Here is a 10,282-nt window from a genome sequence, read left to right as displayed (position 1 = left end):
GCTCGGCGGTGGACGACCGGGTGCCGCCCGGCTTCGACCCGGTGCTGTCGGCGCAGGATTTCTCGTTCAAGGCCAACTGCCCCAGCGACCTGGACCCGGCGCCGGCCGCCCCGCCGGTGCCGCCGCCACCGGCGACCACCGCGCCGGCCGACTACCTGGCCAAGGACTACGCCGGGTTCCGGCGGCTGATGCTCGACCGGCTCGCCGCCCTGCCCGGCGGCGCCGACCGGCACCCGGCCGACCCGCTGGTCACGGTGGTGGAGGCGCTGGCCCACGTGGCCGACCGGCTGTCCTATCGGCAGGACGCCGCCGGCACCGAGGCCTACCTGGGCACCGCCCGCAGCCGGATCTCGGTACGCCGGCACGCCCGGCTGCTGGACTACGCGGTGCACGACGGCTGCGCGGCCCGCGCCTGGCTCAGCGTGCGGGTGGCCGCCGGGTCGGACGTGGAGAGTCGGGGCCTGCCCGCCGGGACCCCGGTGCTGGCCGCCGACCGGGCCACCCCGGCGGTACGCCCCGCCGACGCGACGGCGCTGCTGGCCGGCGGCGCGACCGGGTTCGAGACGTTGACCCCGCTCGCCCCCCGGGCCGCCCGCAACGAGATCGCCCTGTACGTGTGGGGCGGCCGGGACTGCGCCCTGCCCGCCGGGGCGACCCGGGCCACCCTGGTCGACCTGCCCGCCACCGGCCTGGCCGCCGGTGACCTGCTGCTGCTGGAGGAGGTGCTCTCCCCGCGGACCGGGCGACGTGCCGACGCCGACCCCACCCACCGGCAGGTGGTCCGGCTGGTGTCGGTACGCCCCACCACCGACCCGGTGACCGGGGTGGCCGTGCTGGAGGTGGGGTGGAGCGCCGCCGACCGGCTGGGCTTCCCGCTGACCGTCACCGCCTCCGTCGCCGGCACGGGCACCGACCACCTGGTGACCTGTGCGGTGGCCCGCGCCAACCTGGTGGCCGTCCAGCACGCCAGCGCGGTGTCCGGGCAGCTCCCGCCGGCCGCCGAGCACCGGTGGCGGCCGGTGCTGACCGACGAGCCGGTCGCAGCGGCGGTGCCGTTCGCCACCGACACCCCGGCCAGCCAGGCCCTCGACCAGGACCCGCGCGCCGCGGTGCCGCTGATCCGGTTGGAGACCACCGAGGGCAGTTGGCGGCCCCGCCGGGACCTGCTCAACGCCGACCGTTTCGATCAGGGTTTCGTCCCGGAACGCGAGCGCGACGGCCGGGTGAGCCTGCGCTTCGGCGACGACGTGTCGGGGCGACGACCACCGGCCGGCACGGTCTTCCAGGTCGCCTGGTGGCGCGGCGGCGGCGCGGCCGGCAACCTCGGCCACGACGCGCTGACCACCCTGGTCACCGACCGGGTCGGGCTGCTCGCCGCGACCAATCCGCTGCCCGCCGTCGGCGGCACCGACCCGGAGGACGTCGAACACGCCCGGCAGCACGCCCCGGTCGCCTTCGCCATCCAGGAACGGGCGGTCACCACCGCCGACTGGGTGGCGGCGGCGCGACGGCTACCCGAGGTGGCCAACGCCACCGCCCGGGTCCGCTGGACCGGTTCCTGGTGGACGGTCTTCCTCACCCTCGACCTGACCGGCGGGCAGCGGCTGGCCGACGAGCCGGAACTGGCCCGCCGGTTGGCCGGGCGGCTCGACCGGTTCCGGGTCGCCGGGTACGACCTGCAACTACGCGACCCGGTGGACCTGCCGGTGGAGCTGCGGCTGTGGGTGTGCGTCACCGGCGGCGCGTTCCGCTCGGACGTGCGCCGGGCCCTGCTGGACCTCTTCTCGGCCCGGGACCTGCCGGGTGGGGGGCGCGGCTTCTTCCACCCCGACCGGTTCAGCTTCGGTACCCCGCTCTACGTCCGCCAGCTGCTGGCCGCCGCGGTCGGGGGCCCCGGGGTCACCGACGTGCGGGTGACCGAGCTGCACCCGGTGGGGGGGGCCGCCGGCGGAGAACTGGACGCCCGGGTGCTGCGGGCCGGCGACACCGAGGTGATCCGCCTCGACAACGACCCCAGCGTGCCGGAGCACGGCATCCTGCACCTCGACCTGGTGGGTGGACTGTGACGTCACGAGTGGACCGGGAACCCAATCCGCCCGGCCGGGCCGCCATCGGATACCGGCTGGGCCGGCAGGCGGACTTCGCCGCCGAACTGGTCGACCGGCTCTCCGGCCGGCCGGAGCTGGCCGGGCTGACCACCCGGGAGGTCGACGACCCGGCGGTGGCGCTGCTGCACGCCTGGGCGACCACCCTGGACGTGCTCGCCTTCTACCAGGAGCGGATCGCCAACGAGGGTTTCCTCGGCACCGCCACCGAACGCGGTTCGGTGCTGATGCTGGCCCGCGCGATCGGCTACGAGCTGCGCCCCGGGGTGGCCGCGACGACGTGGCTGTCGTTCACCGTCACCGCCACCCCCGGCGCCCCGCAGGGGGTGCCGATCCCGGTGGGCAGCCAGGCGCAGAGCGTGCCCGGCCCCGGCGAGCTGCCGCAGGTCTTCGAGACGGTGGCCCCGCTGCTGGCCCGCCCGGAGCTGAACGCGGTGGGGCTGCGGATCACTGCGCCCCGCGCGCCGCGACCCGGTGACGACACCCTGCACCTGGCCGGCGTCGATACGGTGCTCACCCCGGGCACCGCGCTGCTGGTGCTCGGCCCCGACTGGTACGACGTGCGCCGGGTGCGCTCGGCCACCCCGGTGCTGCCTGCGGTGGTGGCCGCGTCCGACGGCGGTGCGGCGGTGCCGGCGTACACGGTGGTCGGGTTGGACGCGACGGTGGCCGCCCAGCCGCTCGGCACGGAGCTGCGCCAGTCGGGCCGGGAGGTGCAGGTGCACCTGCTGACGCAGCGGGCGGCGCTCTTCGGCTACCAGGCGCAGCCGTGGTCGGCGCTGCCGGTGGCGTTGCGGGTCGGCGAGTTGAACCCGGGCACCAACCAGGTGCTGCCGGGCGCGTACGCCACCCGCAAGGACACCTGGGTCGACGCCCCGCTGGGTGCCGCCGAGCGGATGCTGCACCTGGACCAGTCGTACCCGTCGGTCGTGGCCGGGTCGTGGCTGGTGCTGGAGACCGCCGGGGTGGCGCAGGTGCGTCGGGTCGACGCGGTGGCGGAGCTGCCGGTCGCCGACTTCGGCATCGCCGCCCGCACCACCCGGGTCACCGTGGCCGGCGGCGACTCGAACACGTTCACCCGGCGTAGCACCACCGTGCTCGGCGGCAGCCGGCTGCTCCCGACGGCCGCTCCGCCGCTGACCGCCCCGCTGGCCGCGACCGCGACCCTGGAGCTGGCCCGGCCGACGCCCGGACTGGAGCCGGGCCGGCCGCTGGTGCTCACCGGCGTCGACCCGGACGGCGGGCCGGTCGGCGAGGTGGTGACGGTGCTGCGGGTGCGGGACGCGACCACGGTGGACCTGACCGCGAACGTGACCCGCCGCTACCGGCGCGACAGCGTCCGGGTGCTGGGCAACGTGACACCGGCGACCCACGGTGAGAGCCGGGCCGAGGTGCTGGGCAGTGGCGACGCGCGGCAGGCGTTCCCCCGGTTCACGCTGCGGCACGCGCCGCTGACCCACGTGCCGGCGGCGACCGCGAGCGGCTCCCGCACCACCCTCGCGGTCTGGGTCGACGGGGTGCGCTGGCAGGAGGTGCCGGCGCTGCTCGGGCAGGCCCCCACCGCCCGGGTCTACACCGTGCGGCGGGCCGACGACGGCACCGTCACGGTCACCTTCGGCGACGGCCTGACCGGGGCGCGGCTGCCCACCGGGCGGGACAACGTGGTGGCCACCTACCGCAGCGGCGTCGGGCGGTCGGCCGATCTCGCGCCGGGCCGGTTGACGATCCCGCTGTCCCGGCCGCTGGGTCTGGTGGAGGTGGGCAACCCGGTGCCGGCCGCCGGGGCCGACGACCCGGAGGGGGTGGACCGGGCCCGCCGCAACGCGCCGCTGGCGGTCCGCACCCTGGGGCGGGTCGTCTCACTGGCCGACCACGCCGACTTCGCCCGCGCCTTCGCCGGGATCGGCAAGGCCCGCGCGGACCTGGTCTGGGACGACGCCCGGCAACTCGTCCTGCTCACCGTCGCCGGCCCGGACGGGGCGGAGATCCCACCGGACGCGGCGGTCCGCGCCGACCTGCTGCGGGCGCTGGACGCCGCCCGCCAGGCGGCGGTGCCGGTACGCATCCTCGGCCACCACCGCCGCCGGGTGGCGGTGACCGCCCGGCTGCTGCTGACCCCCGGGTACCGGTTCGCGGCGGTCTCGGCCGCCGCCCGCGCGGCGCTGGTCGCCGGGTTGAGCTTCGACGCCCGCGACTACGCCCAGCCGGTGCGCGCCAGCGAGGTGCAGGCGCTGCTGCACCGGGTGCCGGGCGTCGCGGCGGTCGTGCTGGAGCTGCTGTACGACGCCGGGCAGTCGCCGGCCCGCCTCGACGTGATCACCGCAGCGCCGGCCCGCCGGGTCGGTGACGTGCTGCTGCCCGCCGATCTGCTCACCGTGGACGCCGGTGACGTCACCCTGCTGGAGGCATCGTGAGGGTCGAGGAGATCTGGGACCTGCTGCCGGCCGCCCTGCGCAGCCGGGACGAGGCGGCCGGCGGGATGCTGCGCGCCCTGGTGGAGGTGCTGGCCACCCAGGCCGCCGCGCTCGACGCCGACATCGACCAGCTCACCGACGACTGGTTCGTGGAGACCTGCGCCGAGTGGGTGGTGCCCTATCTCGGTGAGCTGGTGGGGGCGGGTCAGCTGCATCCGCTGGCCGACGGCGGCGGGTTGTCCGACCGGGCCCGGGTGGCCGACACGATCCGGTTCCGTCGGCGCAAGGGCACCGCCGCCGCCCTGGAGGAGCTGACCCGGGCCAACACCGGCTGGAGCGCCGCCGTCGTCGAGTTCTTCGAACGGTTGGTCGCCACCCAGCACGTCAACCACGTCCGCGACGCGCCGGCCACCGCGTCGATCCGGGCCGCCGCGCCGTTGGAGCTGGTCGGCGGGCCGTTCGAGACGGTCTGCCGGACGGTGGACGTGCGGGCGATGGACACCGGGAACGGCCGCCCCAACATCGGGCACATCGGCCTGTACGTGTGGCCGTTGCCGTCGTACCGGCTGGACCGGGCGACGGCCGCGCCGGTCGTGACGCCGCCTGACGGCCGGTGGTGGATCGACCCGGTGGGGGTGGGCCGGCAGTTGACCGGGCCGACGGTGACCGAGCCGGACATCGACCACCGGGCCGACGAGGCGAACGTGCCCGGTCCGCTGCGCCGCCGCCCGTTGCGCGACGAGTTGGCGGCGCTGGCGTCGGACAGCCCGCCGTCGGCGGAGCAGCGGCGCTGGTTCCGCGACGACGACCCGTCGTTCGTGGTGTGGATCCAGCCCACCCCGGCCGACGAGCTGCGCCCGGTGCCGCTGGACCTGCTGCGGATCTGCGACCTGGCCGGCTGGGAGCTGCCGACCGGCAGCGTGGTGCGGGTCGACCCGGTGCGCGGCCGGATCACCGTCGCCGCCGGCCGGCCGGTGCACCGCCTCGCGGTCTCCTGGTGGTACGCGTTCAGCGCCGACGTCGGCGCCGGCCCGTACCCGCGCCGGGGTGACCTGGGGGCGGCGGACGGGCCGGTGGACTGGCAGCTCGCGGTGAGCGTGACGGAGCCGCCGCGGGCCGGGGAGGTCGTCGCCTCGCTGGGCGAGGCGGTGACCGCCTGGCACGACTTCCAGGCCGCACACCCGGGCGGCACCGGCCGGATCGTGGTGCTGGACAGCCACCGCTACCGGGAGAACCTGTCGGTGCGGGTGGGGCAGGGCAGCCGGTTGAGCGTGCTGGCCGCGCAGTGGCCCCGGCCGCCGGACCGGCCCCGCCGGCAGACCGACCTCGACCCGGTCGGGGTGCGGCCCTGCCTGCTGGGCACGCTGGCGGCCACCGGGGTCGGCGTCGGGGACCGCCCGGGTGAGCTGGTCGTCGACGGGCTGTTGGTCGCCGGGACGGTGACCGTCACCGCGCCCGACGGGGGTGGGCCGGGCCTGGGCCTGGTCGAGCTGCGGCACTGCACCCTCGGGCCGGCGGCGACCGGGTTGACGGTCACCGCGGGCAACGACCGGACCCGGGTGGTGGTGCACCGCTGCGTGACGGGGGCGCTGGCCACCACCGACGGACCGCTGACCGTGACCGACTCGCTGGTGCACGGCGCGGTGGCCGCCGGCGACGCGGCGGCGGAGCTGACCGGGGTGACGGTGCTGGGTACCACCACGGCGCGGGTGCTGACCGCCACGGACTGCCTGTTCGACCAGCCGGTGACGGTGGCCCGCCGGCAGCAGGGGTACGTTCGGTTCAGCTATCTGCGGCCCGGCTCGGTCACCCCGCGTCGCTACCGCTGCCAGCCGGACCTCGCCCAGCAGGCCCGCCCCGACGACCCGGACGTGGCCACCCGGGTCGGTCCGGCGTGGGCGAGCACCCGCTACGGCGACGCCACCTACGGCCGGCTGGCCGCCACCGCCGCCGTGGAGCTGCGTACCGGTGCGGAGTCCGGGGCCGAGCTGGGGGCGTTCCGGCGTGCCCTGACCCCGCAACGTCTGCACAACCTCACCCTCGCGCTGGCGGAGTACCTGCCGCTGGGGCGGGTGGCCGCTGCCCTGCCCGTCCTGCCGACCGGAGGAACCACACCATGAAGGGCGACATCAGCCGCGTCACGTTCGACCAGCGGCGGCACGCGACGAGCGTCCGCAAGCAGCAGGGCCGGGTCGACCTGGACGCGGACTGGAACGAACAGCAGGACATCCAGGCGCACCTGCGGGCCACCGCGCTGACCGACGTGGTCGGCGCGGCGGGCGCGCCGGTGGTCGGCGGGGCGTTCGGGTTGACCGGCGGGGCCGACCTGAAGCTGTCGGCCGGCCGCTACTACCTCGACGGGGTGCTCTGCGAGAACGACACCCCGCTCTCCGTGTTCGCCCAGCCGGACCTGCCGGCGGGCGGGCCGTTCGTCCGTAGGCTCGACGGCACCTGGCTGGCCGGCGGCGTCCCGGTGCCGCCGGGGGTCTACGCGGCGTGGCTGCAGGTGTGGTCGCAGCACGTGACGGCGATCGAGGACCCTGCGCTGCGGGAGGTCGCCCTCGGCGGGCCGGACACCACCACCCGGCTGCGGACCGTGTGGCAGGTGCGGCTGTTGCAGGCCGGGCCGCCGAACACCCCGGTCGGCTGCGCGGACACCCCGCCGGGTTGGGCGGAGCTGACCGCCGCCTCGACCGGCACCCTCGCGGTCCGCGCCGACCCGACGGGCAGCTCCGGCGGTGACTGCGTGATCCCGACCGGGTCGCCGTACACCGGGTTGGACAACCAGTTCTACCGGGTGGAGATCCTCACCGGCGGGGCGCCCGGCACGGCCGGTTACGTCTGGTCGCGGGACAACGCCGCCACGGTGGCGACGTGGGAGAGCATCGACGTCGACGTGCTGACCGTGAAGGTCCCGGGCCGCGACGGCAGCGCCGGCTTCACCAACGGCTCCTGGGTGGAGCTGACCGACGACGGCCGGGAGCAGAACGCCCTGCCGGGCACGCTCGTCCAGGTCGACCGGGTGGAGGGGGACCGGATCGTGATCCGGCCGGGCACCGCCACCGGCAGCCTCGACCGGGCCGACTTCCCGTCCCGGCCCCGGGTGCGCCGCTGGGACGGCCGGGGCACCGTGCCGGCCGGGGGCGTCGAGGTGGACCTGGAACTCGGTATCAAGATCCGGTTCTCGGCGGCGGGCACCTTCCGCACCGGCGACTGGTGGTCGTTCCCCGCCCGCTCGGCGGTGCACGACGTGCAGTGGCCCCGGGTCGGCACCACCCCCGTCGCGCAGACCCCGCACGGGCCGCGCCGGGCGCACGGCCGGATCGGCGTCGTGAGCTGGGACGGCAGCCAGTGGAGCGTGCTGCGCGACTGCCGGCCGGTGTTCGCCCCGTTGACCGGGCAGGCCACGCTGAGCCTGCTCGGCGGGGACGGCCAGGAGGCGGTGCCGGTGCCGGGCAACCCGGCGACCCTGGTGCCGTTGGGGCACGACCTGGTCACCGGGGTGGCCATGGGTGGCCAGCCGGTCGCGAAGGCCCGGGTCCGGTTCACCGTCACCGGTGGGGCGGGCCGGCTCACCGCCGGGGCGGTCACCGCCAGCACCGTCACCGTGGAGACCGGCACCGACGGGCGGGCCCGCTGCGCCTGGCAGCTCGACTCCGCCGCCGCCACCCAGGAGGTCACCGCCCAGCTCCTCGACGAGGCCGGCCAGCCGGTCCACCTGCCGGTGACGTTCACCGGCGCGTTGTCCCGCGCCGACCGGGTGTCGTACGACCCGACCGGGCGGCCGTCGCTGGCCGGGGCGACCACCGTGCAGGCCGCCATCAACCAGCTCGCCGCGTCCGCCACCGGCGGCTGGGCGACGATCACCATCCGGCCCGGCATCGACTGGGTGCAGGCGCTCACCACGCTGCCCGCCGGGGACGTGCTGATCTGCTTCGCCCCCGGCCTCTACACCAGCACCGTGCCGGTCACCTTCACCGGCCGGGCCAACATCCGGGTGCTGGGCAGCGGGCCGGCCAGCCGCATCCGGGTGCAGGGGCAGGAGTACGCGCTGATGTTCGTCAACTGCGGCACCGTATCGGTGTCGCACCTGGCGGTGGAGACCCCCGGCCCGGCTGCCGCCGAGGGGCGGCTCGGCCCGGTGTCGGCCGTCAACTGCGCCGAGGTGACGATCGAGCACTGCCAGCTCACCGGGGTGGCCGGCGCGTCGCCGCAGAGCACCTGCCTGACCGTCCGCAACGACCAGGGCACCCCACCGGGGAAGGTCCGGGTGCTCGACTCGGATTTCCTCATCGGCCACGGCCAGCAGGGGGTGCTGCTGGTGAACCCGGACCACGCGGTGGTCACCCGGTGTCGGTTCTCCTGCCCGCCCCGGCCGGCCTCGTTGACCCTGGCCGAACTGGTCAAGGACGAGAAGTTCCGCAGCCAGCTCGCCACCCAGCTGGTGGGCCGGCTCGCCCTGGACCGCGACGACCGGTTGGAGGCGGGTGAGTGGAACACCGTGATCCGGGTCGGCCGGTGGGGCGTGCGGATGAACTCGATGGTCCCGCAGAGCGAGTGGAAGACCCTGTCCACCCTGCGTCCGCCGAACGCCGAGGATCAGCGCACCGCCGAGGCCGCCGAGGCGTACGTGCTGCGGCTGGCGGACGTGGCCACCGAGGACCCGGCCCAGCTGCCCTCGTACCGGCGGCAGCTCACCTCGCTCAAGGGGCGGCTCGGGCAGAACGCCGGGCGGATCTTCGACACCGACGAGGGTCGCAAGACGCTGCGGGACTACCTGGTCGGTGAGGGAATCGAGGTGCGGGAGGCCGACGACATCGCCCGCGACCGGCGGGAGGTGGCGTTGCCGGTGCCGGGGGCGAGCCTGCGCTTCGACTCGGCGTTGAGCCAGGGCGCCTGGGAGGCGGCGGTGGCGGCGTCGCCGCCGTCACGTCCGGTGCAGACCCCGTCGGCGGCGGCCAGGCACCTGCGCAGCGTCGCCGACCGGATCCTGCTGGAGCCGGCCTTCGGCGAGAAGTACGCCGGCGGGTACCGGCGGGACCTGACCGCCGCGGCGGAGGTGTCGGTGGGGGCCTGCGCGGTGGTGATCGGCGGCGGCACGGCGGTCGGTGACGTCGAGGTCTCCGACTGCCGCATCGACCAGGTCGCCGAGGGGGTCCACATCGGGGTGTCCTACCACAAGGGACCGCCGATCCAGGGCCGCACCATCCGGGTGACCGGCAACGACATCCACCTCTACCAGGCGTGGTGGCGTGGTTCGGGCACCATCCGGGGTATCAAGATCGGCAGCATCCGGCACGTGTTCGTCTCGGACAACCGGATCTCGGTGACCGCCGGGGCGGGCGTCGGCATCTGGGCCTTCGCGGCCGGCGGGCCGATCATGGCGATCCGCGACAACCTGGTGCAGAACTGCGAGCCGGCGATCCTGTGCAACCCGTCCTGGTCGGGGGCGCCGGCGAAGCGGCTGTGGTCGGTCACCGACAACGTCTCGTCGAACGGCTCCATCCAGGTGGCCGGGGGTGCACGCAGCTCCGGCAACGTCAGTTGAGCTGTCGCAAGCACGACTGCGTCGGCCCGGCGGTCGGGACTACGCTTTCGGTGACTGCCACTTAGCACGGTTGCGGATTGCAGATGTGGTCTAGGGGTTCAAATCCTCTGGTAGTCGCCAACAAAGCGGCGGGGGGGGGGCGCGGGGGCGCCCCCCGCGGGCCCAGGGTTCCCGGGCCCCCCCACCCCCGGGGCCGGGGGGGCCGCCCCCCCCCC

General features: G+C 75.9%; 3 protein-coding genes and 1 pseudogene. All 4 read left to right on the top strand.

Annotated features, from left to right (window positions below; genetic code table 11):
- Positions 1 to 2,066, top strand: a pseudogene (locus ACOJTC_RS26605) (hypothetical protein); the annotation flags it as partial.
- Positions 2,063 to 4,519, top strand: a complete 2,457-nt coding sequence (locus ACOJTC_RS26600; protein ID WP_420118938.1) for a putative baseplate assembly protein — start codon at positions 2,063 to 2,065, stop codon at positions 4,517 to 4,519. The pseudogene ACOJTC_RS26605 and the gene ACOJTC_RS26600, both read left to right, overlap by 4 nt.
- Positions 4,516 to 6,639, top strand: coding sequence for a hypothetical protein (locus ACOJTC_RS26595; RefSeq protein ID WP_420118937.1), 2,124 nt, complete (start codon positions 4,516 to 4,518; stop codon positions 6,637 to 6,639). Before ACOJTC_RS26600 ends, ACOJTC_RS26595 begins: the two co-directional genes overlap by 4 nt.
- Positions 6,636 to 10,067: a DUF6519 domain-containing protein gene (locus ACOJTC_RS26590; RefSeq protein WP_420118936.1), complete on the top strand. Its 3,432-nt coding sequence runs from the start codon at positions 6,636 to 6,638 to the stop codon at positions 10,065 to 10,067. Before ACOJTC_RS26595 ends, ACOJTC_RS26590 begins: the two co-directional genes overlap by 4 nt.
- The last annotated feature ends 215 nt before the right edge of the window (positions 10,068 to 10,282 follow it).

The organism is Micromonospora sp. (assembly GCF_048594385.1).
GTDB classification, from domain to species: Bacteria; Actinomycetota; Actinomycetes; order Mycobacteriales; family Micromonosporaceae; genus Micromonospora; species Micromonospora wenchangensis.
Note: the sequence above shows the minus strand (reverse complement) of the source record. Positions and strands in the feature narration are given on the sequence as shown.

Excerpts from the sequence above, each read along its gene's own strand:
- ACOJTC_RS26590 (WP_420118936.1), top strand. The coding sequence starts at position 6,636 with ATGAAGGGCGACATCAGCCGCGTCACGTTCGACCAGCGGCGGCACGCG.